The sequence below is a fragment of the Halobacteriovorax sp. RZ-2 genome, assembly GCF_043196685.1.
In the GTDB taxonomy this organism is placed as follows: Bacteria; Bdellovibrionota; Bacteriovoracia; order Bacteriovoracales; family Bacteriovoracaceae; genus Halobacteriovorax_A.
Genome location: NZ_JBEBMR010000001.1, coordinates 1,130,137 through 1,147,546 on the forward strand (window position 1 = coordinate 1,130,137; position 17,410 = coordinate 1,147,546).

The 17,410-nt window shown below is 35.6% G+C and carries 17 protein-coding genes; 6 read left to right on the forward strand and 11 right to left on the reverse strand.

Annotated elements, in window-relative coordinates; translation table 11 throughout:
* Positions 1–160: 160 nt before the first annotated feature.
* Positions 161–1,753 carry a GMC oxidoreductase gene (locus tag ABMA78_RS05375; RefSeq protein ID WP_392857779.1) on the forward strand — a complete coding sequence of 531 codons (1,593 nt, stop codon included), beginning with the start codon at positions 161–163 and terminating at the stop codon, positions 1,751–1,753.
* 25 nt (positions 1,754–1,778) lie between these two features.
* On the opposite strand, the gene ABMA78_RS05380 is transcribed toward ABMA78_RS05375, so the two are convergent.
* Positions 1,779–3,323: a GNAT family N-acetyltransferase gene (locus tag ABMA78_RS05380; RefSeq protein WP_392857782.1), complete on the reverse strand. Its 1,545-nt coding sequence runs from the start codon at positions 3,321–3,323 to the stop codon at positions 1,779–1,781.
* A gap of 124 nt (positions 3,324–3,447) precedes the next feature.
* On the opposite strand from ABMA78_RS05380, the gene ABMA78_RS05385 reads away from it, so the two are divergent.
* Complete coding sequence (locus tag ABMA78_RS05385) at positions 3,448–4,050, forward strand: radical SAM protein (protein WP_392857783.1); 603 nt, start codon at positions 3,448–3,450, stop codon at positions 4,048–4,050.
* Here ABMA78_RS05385 and ABMA78_RS05390 read toward each other — a convergent pair.
* Both ABMA78_RS05390 and ABMA78_RS05395 read right to left on the reverse strand, forming a co-directional pair.
* Positions 4,047–5,243 (reverse strand): nucleotide sugar dehydrogenase, encoded by a 1,197-nt coding sequence (locus ABMA78_RS05390; protein ID WP_392857784.1) that lies wholly within the window; start codon positions 5,241–5,243, stop codon positions 4,047–4,049. The genes ABMA78_RS05385 and ABMA78_RS05390 overlap by 4 nt on opposite strands.
* 4 nt (positions 5,244–5,247) lie before the next feature.
* Positions 5,248–6,828, reverse strand: coding sequence for a tail fiber domain-containing protein (locus ABMA78_RS05395; protein ID WP_392857785.1), 1,581 nt, complete (start codon positions 6,826–6,828; stop codon positions 5,248–5,250).
* 117 nt (positions 6,829–6,945) lie between these two features.
* Between ABMA78_RS05395 and ABMA78_RS05400 the strand changes: the two genes are divergently transcribed.
* From ABMA78_RS05400 to ABMA78_RS05415, 4 genes are read left to right on the forward strand one after another with little or no spacing between them, the layout of a single operon-like run.
* Entirely contained in the window at positions 6,946–7,902 is a 957-nt protein-coding gene (locus ABMA78_RS05400) for an NAD-dependent epimerase/dehydratase family protein (RefSeq protein ID WP_392857786.1), read from the forward strand.
* Complete coding sequence (locus tag ABMA78_RS05405; protein ID WP_392857788.1) at positions 7,895–8,464, forward strand: polysaccharide deacetylase family protein; 570 nt, start codon at positions 7,895–7,897, stop codon at positions 8,462–8,464. The genes ABMA78_RS05400 and ABMA78_RS05405 overlap by 8 nt, the downstream gene beginning before the upstream one ends.
* Positions 8,454–9,365 carry a radical SAM protein gene (locus ABMA78_RS05410; protein ID WP_392857791.1) on the forward strand — a complete coding sequence of 304 codons (912 nt, stop codon included), beginning with the start codon at positions 8,454–8,456 and terminating at the stop codon, positions 9,363–9,365. The genes ABMA78_RS05405 and ABMA78_RS05410 overlap by 11 nt, the downstream gene beginning before the upstream one ends.
* Positions 9,362–10,024, forward strand: a complete 663-nt coding sequence (locus ABMA78_RS05415; protein ID WP_392857793.1) for a PIG-L deacetylase family protein — start codon at positions 9,362–9,364, stop codon at positions 10,022–10,024. Before ABMA78_RS05410 ends, ABMA78_RS05415 begins: the two co-directional genes overlap by 4 nt.
* Here ABMA78_RS05415 and ABMA78_RS05420 read toward each other — a convergent pair.
* The 8 genes from ABMA78_RS05420 to ABMA78_RS05455 are packed head-to-tail and all read right to left on the reverse strand — an operon-like array spanning position 10,017 to position 17,406.
* Positions 10,017–11,090, reverse strand: coding sequence for a DegT/DnrJ/EryC1/StrS family aminotransferase (locus tag ABMA78_RS05420; protein ID WP_392857794.1), 1,074 nt, complete (start codon positions 11,088–11,090; stop codon positions 10,017–10,019). The two genes, ABMA78_RS05415 and ABMA78_RS05420, sit on opposite strands and share 8 nt — an antisense overlap.
* On the reverse strand, positions 11,090–11,767 hold the full coding sequence (locus tag ABMA78_RS05425) for a hypothetical protein (RefSeq protein ID WP_392857797.1): 678 nt from the start codon (positions 11,765–11,767) through the stop codon (positions 11,090–11,092). Before ABMA78_RS05425 ends, ABMA78_RS05420 begins: the two co-directional genes overlap by 1 nt.
* On the reverse strand, positions 11,767–12,606 hold the full coding sequence (locus ABMA78_RS05430; protein WP_392857799.1) for a hypothetical protein: 840 nt from the start codon (positions 12,604–12,606) through the stop codon (positions 11,767–11,769). Before ABMA78_RS05430 ends, ABMA78_RS05425 begins: the two co-directional genes overlap by 1 nt.
* Positions 12,607–12,611: 5 nt before the next feature.
* Entirely contained in the window at positions 12,612–13,706 is a 1,095-nt protein-coding gene (locus ABMA78_RS05435) for a hypothetical protein (protein WP_392857800.1), read from the reverse strand.
* On the reverse strand, positions 13,703–14,608 hold the full coding sequence (locus ABMA78_RS05440; RefSeq protein WP_392857803.1) for a radical SAM protein: 906 nt from the start codon (positions 14,606–14,608) through the stop codon (positions 13,703–13,705). Before ABMA78_RS05440 ends, ABMA78_RS05435 begins: the two co-directional genes overlap by 4 nt.
* Positions 14,608–15,537 carry a radical SAM protein gene (locus ABMA78_RS05445; RefSeq protein ID WP_392857806.1) on the reverse strand — a complete coding sequence of 310 codons (930 nt, stop codon included), beginning with the start codon at positions 15,535–15,537 and terminating at the stop codon, positions 14,608–14,610. The genes ABMA78_RS05440 and ABMA78_RS05445 overlap by 1 nt, the downstream gene beginning before the upstream one ends.
* Positions 15,527–16,465 (reverse strand): radical SAM protein, encoded by a 939-nt coding sequence (locus ABMA78_RS05450; protein WP_392857808.1) that lies wholly within the window; start codon positions 16,463–16,465, stop codon positions 15,527–15,529. Before ABMA78_RS05450 ends, ABMA78_RS05445 begins: the two co-directional genes overlap by 11 nt.
* The gene (locus ABMA78_RS05455) at positions 16,465–17,406 is read right to left on the reverse strand and encodes a radical SAM protein (protein ID WP_392857810.1); all 942 of its coding nucleotides are present in this window, start codon (positions 17,404–17,406) and stop codon (positions 16,465–16,467) included. The genes ABMA78_RS05450 and ABMA78_RS05455 overlap by 1 nt, the downstream gene beginning before the upstream one ends.
* Positions 17,407–17,410 lie beyond the last annotated feature (4 nt).

Genomic DNA, 17,410 nt, shown 5'->3' on the forward strand with positions numbered 1-17,410 from the left:
TTCTCTATTATACCACCTTACTAGGCCCACACGACATTTACTAAGCTATTAATAAAACAAGAATTTTCAAGATAACTCTAATCAATAATTAATATTCAATAACTCAACATATTGAAATCCTTATGTATAATTGTGAGTATTCAAAAGATTTGAGGGATATATGCCAAATACAAAAATCAAGGAAAGTTACGATTATATTATTATTGGATCAGGTTTCGGCGGTTCGGTTTCAGCACTTAGACTTGCAGAAAAAGGCTACAGCGTTTTAGTCGTTGAAAAAGGGAAAGACTTCTCTGATACAACGAAGTTTCCAAAAACGAATTGGAATCTTCCAAGGTGGATGTGGCTACCTCAATTGAAGTTTTTTGGAATCCAGCAGCTGACTTTCTTTAAGCATATCTCTGTTTTAAGTGGCGTTGGTGTCGGCGGAGGGTCACTTGTCTACGCAAATACGCTTCCAAAACCTAAGTCACAATTTTTTAATCATGGCCCATGGAAAAACTTAAATAATTGGGAAGAAGAATTATCTCCTTATTACGATCTTGCCTGGAAAATGCTTGGAGCGCAAAAGACAAGACATCACGGCGATGCAGATCACACAATGCTTGAACTTGCAAAAAATATTGGACGAGAAGATTACTTTGATTCAACAAAAGTCTCTGTCTACTTTGGAGAGGAAGGTAAAGAAGGTATAGAGGTAGCTGATCCGTATTTTGATGGAAAGGGACCGACTCGATCTGGTTGCATTTCATGTGGAGCGTGTATGACAGGTTGCCGCTACAATGCAAAGAATACTCTCGATAAGAATTACCTTTATCTTGCACGACAACTTGGTGTTGATATTCTGGCCGAAAATAAAGTAATAAATGTTTCTCCATTAGATGGTTCTAACGGAAAAACTGGTTACGAAGTCACATTAAAAGAATCGACAAGGTACTTTGGAAAAACAAGAATATTAAAGGCCAATGGTATTATTTTTAGTGCCGGAGTTTTGGGTACGATTAACTTACTTCTTGATCTTAAGAAGACAACGCTTCCTAATTTATCACCAGCTCTTGGTGATACCATCAGAACGAATAATGAAGCGCTTATTTTAAATACAACTTATAAGAAAGATATTGATATGACTAAGGGAGTTGCCATCGGTTCGATTATTGATATTGATGAGCACTCACATCTTGAGCCAACTCGTTACGGTAAGGGATCGGGTTTCTGGCGTGTACTTATGGTTCCAATGATCTCAGAACCTAATTTCTTTTTAAGAATGATTAAACTGGCGATAGAGCCATTAAGAGATCCAATTAAGTGGTTTAAAGTTTTAACGGTAAAAGACTTTGCAAAGCAGACAAATATTCATCTCTTTATGCAACATCTTGATAGCACTCTAAAGTTTAAGAAGGGCATCTTTGGCATGAGGTCAGTTCTTTCAAAAGGTGCTGCACCGACGGCCTTTATTAAGACGGCCCATCAAATGGCAAAAGAATATTGTAAAATCATTGATGGTAAGCCAATGGTTATGTTTACAGAAACCCTAACAGGAATTCCTTCCACTGCACATATTCTAGGTGGTGCCTGTATGGGAGAAAGTGAGAAAGAGGGTGTCATCAACAAAGACAATAAAGTTTTTAATTACGAAAATATGTATGTCTTTGATGGTTCAATGATCTCAGCAAATCCGGGAGTAAATCCTTCATTATCAATTACTGCAATTACTGAATATGGAATGAGTAAAATCCCAGCTAAGAGTAATTAAGATATTGGTGGCCACTTAAGGCCACCTACTTCCCATGCCATACAACTGAGTAAAGGTCATGTCTGCGATCTTTTAAATTTTTCACGGCCCCATTTTGTCTTGCTTCTAAAAGCGTATCAATTCTTAAATCAGCAATTGCAACCATTTCAACATTTGGTGTTGTGTCCGCCGCTATTCCATCTTTTGCAAAAGGAAAGTCACAAGGGGTTAGGATACAACTTTGGGCATATTGAATATCGACATTATTGACACGTGGTAGATTTCCAACATTTCCGGCCATGGCGACATAGATTTGATTTTCAATGGCACGGGCCTGGCAACAAAACTTCACTCGACAGTATGCTTGTCGGTTATCAGTTAAGAATGGAACAAAGAGAATGTTGATCCCTTGATTAGCAAGGTGTCTTGTGAGCTCTGGAAACTCACTATCGTAACAGATTAAAACACCAATCGGGCCACAGTCAGTATCGATAACTTTAACCTCATCTCCGCCTTCAATATTCCACCAATACTGTTCGTCTGGAGTTGGGTGAATTTTTGCTTGTTCGTGAATTTGTCCATCACGCAGACAAATATAGCTAATATTGTGGACGCGATCCCCTACTTTCGTTGGATGTGAGCCAGCAATAATATTGACGTTATACTTTACCGCCAGACGCTGAAAGAGTGCTTTTACATCTTCGGTGTAAGCGGTCATATGTTCAATTGCAACATTGGCCTCAACTTCTTCGTTTTTAATTGATAATAGCTGCATCGTAAATAATTCAGGAAAGAGGACGAAATCAGCACGATAGTCTGCTGTTACATCAACATAGTACTCCACGAGATCTTCAAACTCTTTGAAGCTAGAGATACCTCGTTGTTGATATTGGACACTAACAACACGGACAGAGTTCTGTTGAACAGGGCGATCCTTCTTGCTCTCTTGTGCTTGGTATTCAGGGTTATTCCAAATTAAATGGACTCCATAACCCATAGACTCTTTATCACCAGGTAAGTATTTTTCAAGTACACCTAAGACTTCAAATCCATTACGCAGCTGAAAGCCAAGAGTGGTATCTCTAATTTTCTTTTCTTTTACTTTTTCAATATAGTCTTCAACACTTTCAACTTGCTTGATTCGACGACGTAAACTCGGAATACGCCCAACAAAGACAATACCTTTTAAGCGCTCGTATTTAACAAGCCTTTTCCTAGCATTATATAAACGCTGGCCAATACGATGACCACGAATAGATGGGTCAACACAAGTTTCATATCCATAGAGATAGTCACCATCTTCATCATGAGTGGAACCATAACCTCGTCCAGTGATACTGGCCCATGTATGTTTTTTAAAAACTTTCTTTTCAGACAGAAGAATACTTGCAGAGTAGCCGACAATTTCTCCGTTTAATGTAGCGACAAAATTACCTTCAGGATAATTTGTAATCTGCCCACGAATCATTCCCTTTGTGTAATCATCGGGAAAACCAGTATAGGAGCGAGCAACTAACTCATGAATACCATCTATATCTTTTAAGTTTGAAAGCCTTACTTCAAGCTTCACATCTTTTGTTTTATTCGTCATTTGATCATCCTTGATATAACTATTTTAGCAGTAAAATTGTCCCTTACAAGACTCACTTAAGTGTCTAAAATCGTTAGGAAAAATAAAGCTTTTTTACAATTTTGGACCATGTTACAATTAACAAATGACGGCAAAACGTGATGAATTCACAATCATTACTACATTCAACTGCAACTGGGACTGCACTTACTGCATCATCGATACGCATGAGCGCAATAAGAAGAATCCTATCAGCAAAGAAATGCTTCTTGATAAAGTCTATTCTGTGACAGAAGGGGCACAAGTAAGCTTAAGTGGTGGTGAGCCTGGCCTAATTGATCCTAAGACAATGGAAAAAGTCTTTGATCATCTCGTAAAATTAAATTGTACAATTGATGTTTTCACCAATGGACTCTTTATCAAAAGGTATGGTGAAAAATACCTTAAGCATATCGATGAAGTTCTCTATCACTGTGTGGAATACTTAGATCACGATATTGAATTTCCAGACTTAGATGAAGAGCAAGTCACTTACGTCATTATCGTAACAAATGATAATCACCATCAGGTAGACGACTTCCTTGATCGCTACCCGCATATCTCATTCAAATTAGCTTGTAACTCGAAACACGGTCAAACTCTAAACCGTGGTGACGCCTTTAAGCTCTTTATGAGAAATAAGCACAGAATCAGTGAAGATAGCTTTGAAACGCTCTTCCGCTACCACTGTGATTGTAACTTGATCTAATAATAAACCTTGAATTGATTTTCGAGACCCTTGGGAGTGACTTGAGCAAAGTCTAAAATCACGGCCTTTGGTTTAAGAATTTCAGTCCACTCTTCTTTTCGTAGCTGCGCAAACTCATCATGTGCAACTAAACTAACAATCAAGTCGTATTCTCTGTAGTCTGTTAACTTCTTGGCCTTATCTGTGTATGGATCAAAAGATTCAACAATTCGATCAGTATGATTCTTTAGCTCTTCGTACAAAAGGAGAGCTCTAGAATTTCGAGTGTCATTACAATTTCTTTTGTAAGTTTTCCCAAGAAGTAAAATCTTATCACCACTTTTACTGATCTCTAAAATTCTCTCCTTCAAAGAACTAACCATCAAATCATTCACTCGACGAGCTTTCAGAATTATTGAATCTTCCTTAGATTCTAAGAAGGCCGACAAGTAATGTGGATCGATACTAATACAATGTCCACCGACTAGACCTTTATCAACATTAGGAAAATTCCACTTACTCCTAGCGAGCCTAAGGGCTTCTTTAAAATCAATCCCCTTCTTCAATGCGCCCTGATAAAACTCATTCATCATAGCAATACTGATATCTCGAGATGTGTTTTCTAGAAGTTTAGAAAACTCACTTGCCTCAATGTCTTGACTCAATTCAACTCTTCTAAATATTTTATTATAAATAAATTCTAAATCTCTTAGTTTATCTTTTGAGTCACAAGAAACAACCTTCACAATATCTTCAAATTTAATAAAATTGTCATTAGGGCTTACACGCTCAGGCGAAAAGGCGAAATATATGTCATCTCTACCAATAAGTTCTCTAATAGATTTTGTTGTTCCAGGCATGACAGTAGATTCAACAACAATAGTGTCCCCTGGAGACAGGTAGTCTCTAAGGCCTTCAACGGCTTCAAGAACACGACTTTGATCTGGCTTATGATAAATGTCTAACGGCGTAGGGACGGTTATAAGATAGTAATTTGCATCCGCTATAATCTCGATATTCGAGGTGAATAAACATCCGCTGTTAGAGATCTCCTCAGTTGAGAATTGTTCAGATAAGTCGATTCCCTTCTTCAAGGAATTAATCTTTTCAAAATCAATGTCAAAGGCAATAGTTTTAAAGAATTGTGGGAACCTAACGGCCAAGTTGATTCCCACATATCCGACGCCAATGATGGCGAGAGTTGTATTTTTCATTTCATTATTCTAAAGGCGCTACAGGAATTGAGCAAACCTCTTCATACTTATGTGCATCTTCACCGTTGCAAAGAGCATTCATAAGTAGATTTACTCTAAACTTAAGCTCATCATTCTCACGTTTAAGTTCCTTAATTGCAGCAGTGTTTACAGCTGGCATCTTTGTATATTGTACGCTCTTCATTCCCTTCTCATCTGTTGAGACAACCTCTGGGAAAACCTTTTCAATCTCTTGAGCGATATAACCAATATCTCGTCTATTATTAGCATTCCAAACAAATTCGACACCTCTAATTTCATCGAACTTTTCTAATACACTTTCAAGCTCCACGATATCATGCTTATATCTTCTATCTGAAGCAAAGTTCATATATGAAGTTCCTTGGAAATTGATATAAGAGCTTCCATCCATTCTTATATTCGCTCCTGTTTGAACAGTAAAAGTCCTACTCGCACTCAGGGTCATTCCCTGTCTAAAGAAGGTATTCACGTGATCAAAATAAACCGTATTATTAAAATCTGCTAATTGATTGAAGTTTGCAACTCCATTGTGATTAGTAACATTATTAAAATTTGTAACACCGGTATGGTTTGTTGTCCCAGAGATATTAGTCGTTCCAGAAATATTATTCGTCCCAGTGATATTATTTGTACCCGTTCTTAAGTTAGTTGTTGCCCCAGAGTTACCTAGTTCTAAATTTTGTCCAAATTGGTTTAAATAAAGAGGATTTCCTCTCGTTTGAATAGCATCACTATCTAATGACATATACTGACTTGCTAAATCTAATTTAATCCTTAAAGGAGCATTTCTTCCTTCATCATTAGTAATATTTGCAGAGAATGCGTCACCTATAGTTGCAGCATTTGTATCGGCAGTTGCAGTTGCGGTCTTAAGAGTTCTAAGTTGTACGTCCTTACATTCTCCATCTGTTCCATCGATTGTACCACCTAAGTTTCGACAAGCACTATCTAAGAACTCATCAGCAGTACTGTAACAAGATTGAATCTGTCCAGCCGCATTAATAACAACCATCATTCCAATTCGTTTAGTAATATCAACACCACCAACAGAACTCTTTTTAATCATATCATCCGTGGTACCAACTGAACCTTTACGAAAAGTAACCATTAACTGTGCTTCCATTTTTGTGAATGGAACACCACCTACAGTATAATTTTCGATTGTTCCATATGCTCCAGTCTTAGGATAGAAAAGACGCCTAACCTGCATTCTATTAACATTAACAGTATCAGCACCTGACCCAAGTTCTTTACCAATAGTATAAACATCATTATCATCAGCATCCTTGATAATAGGAACATTAGCCGTAACGGTATACCCAGGAGCGTTACCGATATCTATCCCTTGGAGGGTATTTTTACAAGCATCACCATTCGATAGAATACTTGTTATTCGCTGAGTTTCTTGTTGTACGTTAAAAACTTGAGATGCTCGTTTAGAAGTTCTATTAATATTACTCATCATATTTACAACCGCGAGCGATAGTACGCCGATAAGTCCTGCCGCGACCATTACCTCGGCAAGAGTAAAACCAAATTGATTTGAATTATTTTTCTTCTTCATTGAGACACCTCATAAACATGCAATATGTTATAATTATAAGTGTAATTAAAATTTGATGCATTATTATTAACTAAATAATTTTACCAATAGATAAAATTACTGCAAGTGGCTGAATTTATGACCAGACAAAAAATGTTAGTGAGTGGTGGACTTGGCTTCCTAGGAAGTGAAATCGCCAAGAATTTCTTTCAGGAATTCGACATCACTATAATCGATAATTTATCAACAAACGTCGTCTCAATAGACGATTTGCAAGCTAATTGTGGTGAAATATCATACAGAAAAATGGACTTGGCCAAGATGAGCAACGAAGATATCGACTGGCTTAATACTGAACTAAAAGACACCACAATTTTCTGTCACTTTGCCGCAGCTGTTGGCGTAAAAAAAATTGATCAATCACCAAGAGAGGCCATTATTAATGAGAATAGGATCAATCATGATCTACTCCCTCTTCTTGCGAAATATAAAACAAAAACAATATTTGCTTCGAGCTCTGAGGTTTATGGTAATCAAGAAAATTGTCGAGAAGATCAGGGCCTACAAATTGGTTCTCCAGATATTTTAAGATGGGGTTATGCCTGTAATAAACTGATGACTGAATTTCTCCTCAAGAGTTATCAAATACCACATATCATTCTTAGGCTATTTAATGTAACTGGCCCAGAGCAATCCCCTAAATACGGTATGGTTATGCCGAAGATGATTCGTGATGCAAAGAAAATAGGTAAGATAACAATCTATGGAGATGGTTCTCAAACAAGGTCATTTTGCCATATTAGTGATTTAATCAATTCGTTGAGGTATTTGATAGAAAGAGATAGCTTTCTCAATCAAACTATCAACATAGGAAATGACAAGAACCGAGTCACGATAGAAGAGCTTGCACATCTAATCAAAGACACATTGGCCCTTAATATTAAAATTGAAAAAATCGCTTTCAATGATGAATATAGTAGTCACTCAAAAGATATTTTAAAAAGATCACCAAATATCGAAAAGCTGAAACAATTTTATCGCCCAAAAATAGCGCTAAGAACAATTATTGAGGATATCGCAAAGAAATATGAATGATTTTAATAAGCCTATATTGATGATTCATGAAGTATACGAATGGATGCTAGAGCTTGATCTATCAGATTATACTATCACCTTTGACGATGGCCTATACTCACAATATAAACACCTAAATCATTTTTTAAAATTTGATACACCAAAAATATTCTTTGTTTCGACGAATATAATTTCACCAGAAGCAGAAAAACAAAATGAGATAACAATTCCGTGTGCTAAGGCCCATGAATCTTATTTCAAAACAGGCAATACAACTAATTATATGAAATGGAGCCAAATCAAAGAAATAGCTTCCACTAAGGATTGCTATATTGGCGGTCATTCACATCAACATAGAGACTTAAGGAGTGGCCTGAACCTAAAAGAGCTACATGATCACCTTAAAGATGATACTGATAAGATGTTAAATGAGTTTGCAAAACAAGGACTAGACATTAAAGACTTTTGCTTTCCATATAATTACGAAGCACCTTTATATAAAGAGATTTTAAAACAGCGTGGAATTGAAAATATATTTGGTCAGGAACGAGTTGCAATAGAGGACCTTAGAAATGCAATATGAAAACGAAAATATTATTGCTATCGGTGAAGGCTCCCCACTTAATATAAATTGGGAGATGGTTTCTCATTGTCAATTTGATTGTAGCTATTGTTATTATAGGCCATTTAATAGTAATACCGAATACACAACTCTAAGTAAGATTATCATAAAGAAACTTAAGGCCATTGAAGAAAACTTTATCATTAACTTAATTGGTGGGGAACCGAGCCTCCATCCAAATTTCATAACAATTATTGAAGAACTTGAAAGTATTCAAAACTTAAAAGAAATAAGAATCGTCACAAATTTTGTTAAACCTGAAAGCTTCTGGCATAAGCTTCCAGAAAGTAACAAAATTAAAATTACCGCAAGCTTTCATCCAGAGTACCCAAATAAAGGCTTTGTCGAAAAGATTGATCTCTTATCTAAGAGATATCGAATGGATGTAGCTTTTCTCTTTACGAATAAATTAGAGGAATTTGAAAGATATAAGAATATATTTGAAAGCCTCTATAATTTAGCACAAGAAAAAAAGCTTACCTTAAATTGTATCAGACTACATAACGATACAAATGACTCCGTTTCGTACGAAAATTATCAAGACGAAATAGAAGAGTTTATAAAGAATTGTGAGCTAAGGGTTACACAACTTGAAAACAAAGAAACGACATTAATTAAAACGGCCAAAGAACAAAAATATATTTCCAAATCTGATTTTTTAAATAATGGCTATAATCAACTAAAGGGTTGGAAATGTGACATTAGAGCCTTTATTATACACTATGATGCTCAAGTTTCTTATGCTTGCAAGAATACAAAAAAACACATTCTAACTTGTGACTTTAAAACAACATCAATCGTCTGCCCATTTAAGTTATGTGAATGCGATGATTATTGGAGTTTTGAAAAGGTGGCACCATGAACAACAAAGTTTTAGTAATCGTTGCACATGCTGATGATGAAGTATTAGGTTGTGGAGCAACAATACATAAGCATATTCTAGAAGATGATGATGTCTATATTTTGGTCCTTACTGATAGTACTTCGGCCCAGGGCAAAGATATCCAAAACCGTCACCAAGAATACTTAAAAGCGCTTAAAATACTTGGGGTAGAAAACCACAAGAAATTATCTTTAAGAGATAATAGACTCGATAGTTATAACCTTATCGACATCATTCAAGAAATTGAAGAAGTAAAAGCTGAATTTGAGCCTAATATTATCTATACTCATTCTTACAATGATTTAAATATTGACCATCAAATTACAAACAAAGCAGTCCTTACAGCTTTTAGATCAACTCCTAGTAACACTACGACAGAAATCTACACCTTTGATATACCTTCAAGTATTGAATATCAGTCTTCACAATTTATACAAGCAAGAAAGAATTATTTTAGTACAATTTCTAAGCAGAACTTGAAGGCCAAAATTCAGGCCATGTGTGCCTACGAAAGTGAATTACATCCATTCCCACATCCTCGATCAATTGAGAATCTCGAAATCCTTGCAAAATCAGAAGGAACAAAATGTGGAAAGGAATTAGCAGAGTCTTTTTATGTTGAAAGAATTATTAGATAGAGTAAAACTTTTTTATAAGAGATATAACACAGTTCAATTCGTCTTCTTTTAACATTTCAAAAAAAGGAAGAGAAAGTGTAGAAGAGTAGTATTCCTCAGCACCTGGGAATTCTAACTCTTCCTGATTCCAATACGAATGTAAATGAAGTGGCCTAAAGTGGATCGATGTTTGAACACCATTATCCTCTAAAAAAGACTTCAACTCATTGCGCTTTCTAGCATGAATGACAAAAAGCGAAGGTATTATATTATTTTCAAGTGCTAGGACTTTAACGTCAGAAATCTCTTCGAGCAATTGAGCATACGATTGGTAAATGGCCAAGCGTTTTGAGATTTTATCTGATAAAGAAGATATTTGATCCTTTAAGAACACAGCATCAATATTTGTCATATTCGCTTTACGTCCAAGAAATTCAATATCATATTCACATCTTGTTTTCCGACAAATACCATGCAATCGACGCTTCTTTGCCTGATTCACTAAAGAAAACTCAGATACGATTAAACCACCACCATCAGGAGAGGAAAGAATTTTATTTGGGTAGAAACTAAAGAATGCGGCATCCACTTCCAAGTCGAAGCATTCAGGGTAAATAAGTTGGGCCAGATCTTCGACAACTCTGAAACCATATTCATTCTTTAACTTCTTCATCGCATCTCTGTCGTAAAGGTGTCCTCCAATGGAAACAGGAACGACACAATCAACTTTTTGAGATTTAAGGATTTGTTCTAACGATGTAATATCAATCATTCCAGAAACTGAGTCAACGTCACAAAAAACTATCTTATGACCTAATCTCTTTGGAACTTCCGCCGTTGTCGCAAAAGTATTTATTGGAACGACAATTGTTGCCTTAACATCTGAAAAGTACATATCTAAAATAATTTCAAATGCTGACGTGGCACTACTAGTACATATAAAATTTGGAAATTTGAATTTTTTAACTAAAAGGCTTTCAACCTCTGCGACCTCTATTCCACCAGTCCACTCACCACTACTTATAACACGCTTAAGCTGTGCTTCTAAATCAGGACTTGAATATGGTCGAAATAAAGGTATCTGCATTACTTATATAAAATTTTCTCTTGGGCCTCTAATACCGGATACTCACGGGCCAAGATATCCTTTACCTTAAAGAATGGATTATAATTTTTTTCAAAATAAAAAATTGTATTAATATTATAATCGCAGATATACATGAATATTGGTCTACGTTTTTGAATCTCAACATATTTTAAGTCGACAATCTTAATTTCACCGGTATTAATATTTTTATAAACTTTAGAATAGAGTTGATTATAAAAAGGAAAAAGAACATCTTTATCATTCCCCCAAAGATTCTTGGTTAATGTAACGACTGTCTCACAATCACCTTTTTTAAGATCATCCATCTTAAACCAGCCATCTTCTTCGTTATAATATTCAAAAACCAAAAAACTCTCAGACTCTTCCAGTAACGTAGGGAGAATTGTTTCTTTATTCATAACCTTACGATATTTTTTTAATAAATCTTCAAATGTAAAATTAAGTTTACGATCGATATCCGGAGAATCAGTAACAAGAAATTTCAAAGCTGGTTTAAAGACATATTTACGTTTACCAACAGGAATAAAGTAAAAGCTCTTACTTTTTCCAAATCCTGAACCGACAGGGACATCAATATCAAACTCTTCTTTTAATTTCTCTTGAGCAGCGTAGAGAAACTCAATCTTTTTTTCTCTAAATATATGTTCAATATCCATCACAGCTCCTTCATTCTCTTAAAGTACGCGATTCTCTCTCTTACTTTATCATATTTAGAGTTTGGATATAGGTGTTCATGCCAAAAGTAAATTCCTCCTAGCTTATCTTTTGGAAAAGTTGTCACAGAAGCATATCCCTCTCCTACCTGATAATACTGTACAGGATGCACGTTAAGACGACCTTCATTGAAAGCTTTTTCAATGACATACTCTTCAAGAAAGTATTTCTCTACATTTTGACAGTACTTCTGCCATCTTTCATCACCATTTGTCTTATATAGGGCCATGAGTTCTTCAAAGAAGAATTTGTAAAAACCACTGTCTCGGCGAGAAATAATAAAACCAGTATCAAGCGGATTACCCCAATCCTCTCCAATAAAGCGTTGATCCTTTTTTGAAATATCATCATATTGGCCAACGACTATCTTGCCTTCGTTATATGCAATCTCTAATAATTTGGGATCCAAAGGTTTAATAAGATTCATATCAAGGTCGATATGAATAAAGAGATCTTCAGTTAACTCTTCTTCAAGAAGCATTCCACAAAATGGAACATTCACAAAACCAGACTCAAATTCCTCTGTTTCATTGTGATATCTTTCAATATATGTAACACCTAATTCTTTAAATTTTACTTTCGTTTTTTCGCTAACGATATGCTTTGAAGGACAATAGGTATAAATGGGAATATCTTTCAAATCCCCTGCATTCTTACGCCAATTCTCAAAACAGAGAATGGCCTCATCTTCATAATGTCTTTGATTTTCAAATGTAATGCCCTTGTCATCATTAGTGCTTCGGCCATTACTTTCAATCATTGTAATAAGTGCAATCTTCATACGTACTACTTTGTATAATCGATATATTCATCATCTCTATTTGTATCTAGCGTTGAGCAGTGTATCCCTCCGCCAAAAATTTCACAATTTTCTAATCTTACAGGGTGAGGAGTAAAGCCATGCTTATCGAGTAATTCAATAACATTGGCCGCACTTTCACTAACTAGAATATTTTTTTCATCAACGCTAACAATATTAATATCCATTCCTCTTGTACTTGCAAGTTGAATATCGATATCAGTTTTCCCTGATTCAATCACAGGTTCTGCTTTATAATCGTCTGGAAATAAACAATCCCAGTTTTTAAACTTTTGCGGTAAAAAATCCTTTATATTACGATACTTAGGATTCACAAGAAAGGTTCCAGGCTTGAGACAGACTAAAACACCATCGATATGATTATCAGCAACATTAACAATATGAAAATCACTTTCGGGAAAGAATGACTTAACCCACTCAAGACCAAGGTAGTGGTTATATGAGTTTACGTTTACAATAACATCTTTACCGATCCTCAAAAAATGAGCACCATCTATGGCCATCGTATATTTTGAACGATCAAAATTCTTATAGTCACGCTCTGAATTCCATGGACTTAAGTCCATTGTTTCTTCTACTAATTTATTGTGTGGAGATCTAACCCATTTTCCACCTCGGCCACCATCAAATAGCTGATTATAAACATTATAAAGCAGGGTGTTTTCAAAGAAGCGATTTCGAACATAAGTAGGTGTTTCAATAATATAATCTCGATAAACGAGAGAAACGTCACGAACATTACTTGCACTTGAAAGCTCTGTTTTGTAATCAGGAGTCTTGATTGTGACAACTTGCCCAAGTCGATCTGGGCGAAAAACCTCGACACCAAGGTTTTCAAATGTCGCAGCTAAATTATCTAATTGTTCATTACGCTTTAAAAGCAGTTCGTGATTAACATAGTACTCTTGGCCACCATGTTCGAGTCGATCATAAACAGCATGAGTTAAATTCTCACCATAAAAGTGCTGAAAAGTGAAGTCAGCAATTCTCTTACTAATCTCTAGCTCTCGTCCAACGATAATAGAATTGAGTTTACCAAAAGATGTATTACTTTTAATCACGATATATCCTTAATACTTTCTAAATTATCATATTCAAAATCATTCATATAGAAATCACAATTGAGCTTACATTGAGTTGTATTTCCAAGAGCTTGATAACATCGACAAAATTCTCTTGAGAACTTCACAAAATCAGTAAAGAACTCAAAAGTACTTTCATATGAATAAATACTAATTGGTTTACTAGAAACTCTTGCATAAATAAAAGATACACAAGGGTAGCAATTCCCATCAGAATTTATATATATTCTTTTAAACCATGGTGTTACTGGCAAGGAATATTCTTTCTTATACAAGAAATCCATATTTCCCCTGCTACTTCTATTCTTAGGAGGTTTGATTTTACTTGTGACAAGAGTTGTGTCACGAAATAGTAATTCTAAATCAAACTTCTCTTTAACGAGCTCCGCTGTCGCAATTGCAAATTCTTCATTTAATTCATGACGAGAGAAAATAGGCTCAACTTTTAGAATCCCTCTTACTTTTTCAATATTAGAAAAGACAGTATCGAGACTACTACCACCACGAGTTAGCTCATGAACCTCTTGACTTGGTCCATCGATGGCCACCTGAAAGACCATATTCTTATATTTTTTTAATTTTTCCACATCAAGGTTCATTAAGTTTTCCCCATTCGTTGCAATCAGAATATCTTGAGAAAAATTTTCACCTAAAGCGACAAGAATATTATTAATATCACTATGCTCCAATGGTTCACCATCATTACCACAGATAAAGACTTCTTTTGGGTTGAATTCTTTAATAATAGGAAGAACTCTTGAGAAATCTAACTCTCTTTTATTATTGTGATCTGGATTTAGGCTTGGACAACCCTGGCACTGTAATTGACAGCTATTATTTAAACTAAGTTCTATAAATTCAACAAATTTATTATATTGCATTATAGAATCTCAAGCTCCCACATATCCATCAATCGCTTACAGTTCTTTTCACAAATTTGACAACATTCGTAGTCGAAATTTTGAATCTTCTTATAATCCAAATCCCACTTCTCTAAACGACTCTCTTCAAGCCAGACATAGCATGGGAATACAGTACCGTGCTGATCGATATGAATACTTTTATTATGGTAAGAACGACAATCGATATCATAATCCTTACTACCACTAACCTTTTCACCCCACTTCTTTTTAGCAGAGTTAATAATAACGTCATATTTTCTCTTAAGCTCTGGAGTAACTAACATTTTATCTAAGTTAAAGGGATTCTTATAAACCTCAGTATCACGACGATAGAGAGTTTGCGTTAGGTTGATATTACTGAACTCTTTTAAAAGCTCATCCATACTACCATCTTCTAAATCCTCGGCATTATAATCAAAGAGAATATGCTGAATATAATCGATACCATAAGGATTGGATTCACGAAATGCTTTCGCATTGGCCCTAATATTAGCGAGACTTGTGTTAACACGATAAATTTCATGAAGCTCTTGTGTGGAACCACATACTGTGAAATAAACACTATCATCAGGTCCTAATATTGTTCCTAGCTCGGCCCACCAATCAGGGTCATGAGTATCGCCATTTGTACAAATTTCAATTGCGATATCTCTTTTGCGAAGATAGCGACAGAGGTCAAAAATAGATCGATAAAGTGTTGGCTCTGAAAAAGCTCCAACTAGGTGAACAAATTTCGCATTAGGAAATTGATCTAGTTGTTCTGTGATTTCATTTAAATGTCTTTCATTATATTTAACTTCTATATGCTTATAGTTTCGTGCACACAAAGGGCACTTTGCATTACAAGTTCCAGTGAGATCTAATTCTATTCTCTCACTACGAATAAGGGCATCATTACTAGCAGACAAAATCTAACTCCATGACATCAATTAACTTCTGAATACGTCTTTCACATTTAAAACAATCTTTAAATTTAAAACTAAGTACTTCACCATAATCGAATACTTCACCAGAGAAGTGTCCTGGTCCTTCATACTCTGCATGACCGTAACAAGGAGATATTTGGCCAAACTGATCAATATAAATTTTTCGATCTCTAAGGCTCATACATTTTATTTCAATATCAGTACTCTCGCCTGGTGTTGGCTTAATATTAAAAAGTGCATCGATGGCCCTTTTCCTCTCATCTTCTGGACGAATTAAGTCCTTATCAAATGACTTCACATATTCATTAAAAGTACGTTGGCCTTCTGTATCGACATTAAATGTTTTACTAAAACGTGCAATAATATTTTGCATTGCCTCGCTTTCATAGTCTTCACGATTATATTTGAACATAATATGTTGAATATGATCGATTCCTTCTTTATTCGTCGAGAGAAACCCTTGATGGTTATCTAAAATATCTTGAAGCTTACTTCCAACACGGTATTTCTCATGGAGCTCTTGAGTTGAGCCGCAAATCGTAAAGTAGATACGATCATTAGAAGATAAAATCTCACCAAGTTCTGCCCACCACTTTGGATTGTGGGTACTACCATTTGTAAATAACTCAATAGCAACACCACGTTCCACTAGATAGCGACAAATATCCTTAACTTCAGGATGAAGCGTTGGCTCAGAAATATTTCCGGCCATATAAAAAACTTCAAGATTAGTGAAGCTATCTAACTGTTTTTTGATTTCTTCGAAGCTTCGCACATTACGCTTTAACAGGTGCCCAGCATGAGCATAATTTCTAGTGCACAAAGGACAACGCAGGTTACACGTGCCAGTAAGATCCATCTCTAATTCTAAGATCTCACTACGATGTAATGTCGTTTGCTTACAACTCATTACCCCATCCTCTCAAGGCCAATATCATCAAGCATCTTAGTGGTCATGGCCTCGCACTCATAGCAGAAGTCATACTTAAATTGATTTATCTTTGAGTAGTCGAGGTTAAACTTTTCACCGACATTATAGATTCGATAAAGAAAGCATGGAAAGATCTCTCCCCACTGATCAATAGCAACGAATTTCTCTTCAAGACTCTTGCAACGCATCTGACATTTTATTTCACCAGACTTATTGCGTTCATAACGTCTCTTGGCATGACGAGAGATAAGATTATAACTCTTGGCCAAATCTGCCGTTAGGGCAATGTCATTATCCTCATCTTTAATAAAACCAAATCTTTCATTATATGGAAGAGTATTAATATTATACTCGCGACTAAATCGAGATCTAATCTCCTTCATTGCCTCACTTTCAAAGTCTTTAGCATTATATTCAAATTTAATATGTTGGAGATAATCGATATCATACTCACACCCTTCTTTGAATGCAGTGTGATTATCTAAGACTTGTTGAAGATTAGAACGAACACGATACTTCTCATGTAACTCTTGTGTTGATCCACAGATCGTAAAGAAGACATGATCTCGAGGGCTCATCATTGCGCCTAGCTTTCGCCACCAATCAGTCGAATGGAGAGAAGCATTTGAGTAAAGTTCAACTTCAATTTCACGGCCTATCAGATATTCCATGATCGTAAAAAATTCTTTATGAAGGGTCGGCTCAGAAATCATACCGGCCATACAACACATTTTTATATTAGGATACTCGTCTAATTGAGCAATAATCTCACTTGCAGGTCTTTCGTTATACTTAACCAAGTGCTTGGCGTTTGAATAACTTCGTGAGCAAAGAGGACAATCGAGATTACACGTTCCTGTTAACTCGAGCTCAATTTCGAGAATATCTTCTTTAGCTAATGAATTTGGTAATTTTTCCATAATT

Excerpts from the sequence above, each read along its gene's own strand:
- ABMA78_RS05375 (WP_392857779.1), top strand. The coding sequence starts at position 161 with ATGCCAAATACAAAAATCAAGGAAAGTTACGATTATATTATTATTGGA.
- ABMA78_RS05380 (WP_392857782.1), bottom strand. The coding sequence starts at position 3,323 with ATGACGAATAAAACAAAAGATGTGAAGCTTGAAGTAAGGCTTTCAAAC.
- ABMA78_RS05385 (WP_392857783.1), top strand. The coding sequence starts at position 3,448 with ATGACGGCAAAACGTGATGAATTCACAATCATTACTACATTCAACTGC.
- ABMA78_RS05390 (WP_392857784.1), bottom strand. The coding sequence starts at position 5,243 with ATGAAAAATACAACTCTCGCCATCATTGGCGTCGGATATGTGGGAATC.
- ABMA78_RS05395 (WP_392857785.1), bottom strand. The coding sequence starts at position 6,828 with ATGAAGAAGAAAAATAATTCAAATCAATTTGGTTTTACTCTTGCCGAG.
- ABMA78_RS05400 (WP_392857786.1), top strand. The coding sequence starts at position 6,946 with ATGACCAGACAAAAAATGTTAGTGAGTGGTGGACTTGGCTTCCTAGGA.
- ABMA78_RS05405 (WP_392857788.1), top strand. The coding sequence starts at position 7,895 with ATGAATGATTTTAATAAGCCTATATTGATGATTCATGAAGTATACGAA.
- ABMA78_RS05410 (WP_392857791.1), top strand. The coding sequence starts at position 8,454 with ATGCAATATGAAAACGAAAATATTATTGCTATCGGTGAAGGCTCCCCA.
- ABMA78_RS05415 (WP_392857793.1), top strand. The coding sequence starts at position 9,362 with ATGAACAACAAAGTTTTAGTAATCGTTGCACATGCTGATGATGAAGTA.
- ABMA78_RS05420 (WP_392857794.1), bottom strand. The coding sequence starts at position 11,090 with ATGCAGATACCTTTATTTCGACCATATTCAAGTCCTGATTTAGAAGCA.
- ABMA78_RS05425 (WP_392857797.1), bottom strand. The coding sequence starts at position 11,767 with ATGGATATTGAACATATATTTAGAGAAAAAAAGATTGAGTTTCTCTAC.
- ABMA78_RS05430 (WP_392857799.1), bottom strand. The coding sequence starts at position 12,606 with ATGAAGATTGCACTTATTACAATGATTGAAAGTAATGGCCGAAGCACT.
- ABMA78_RS05440 (WP_392857803.1), bottom strand. The coding sequence starts at position 14,608 with ATGCAATATAATAAATTTGTTGAATTTATAGAACTTAGTTTAAATAAT.
- ABMA78_RS05450 (WP_392857808.1), bottom strand. The coding sequence starts at position 16,465 with ATGAGTTGTAAGCAAACGACATTACATCGTAGTGAGATCTTAGAATTA.
- ABMA78_RS05455 (WP_392857810.1), bottom strand. The coding sequence starts at position 17,406 with ATGGAAAAATTACCAAATTCATTAGCTAAAGAAGATATTCTCGAAATT.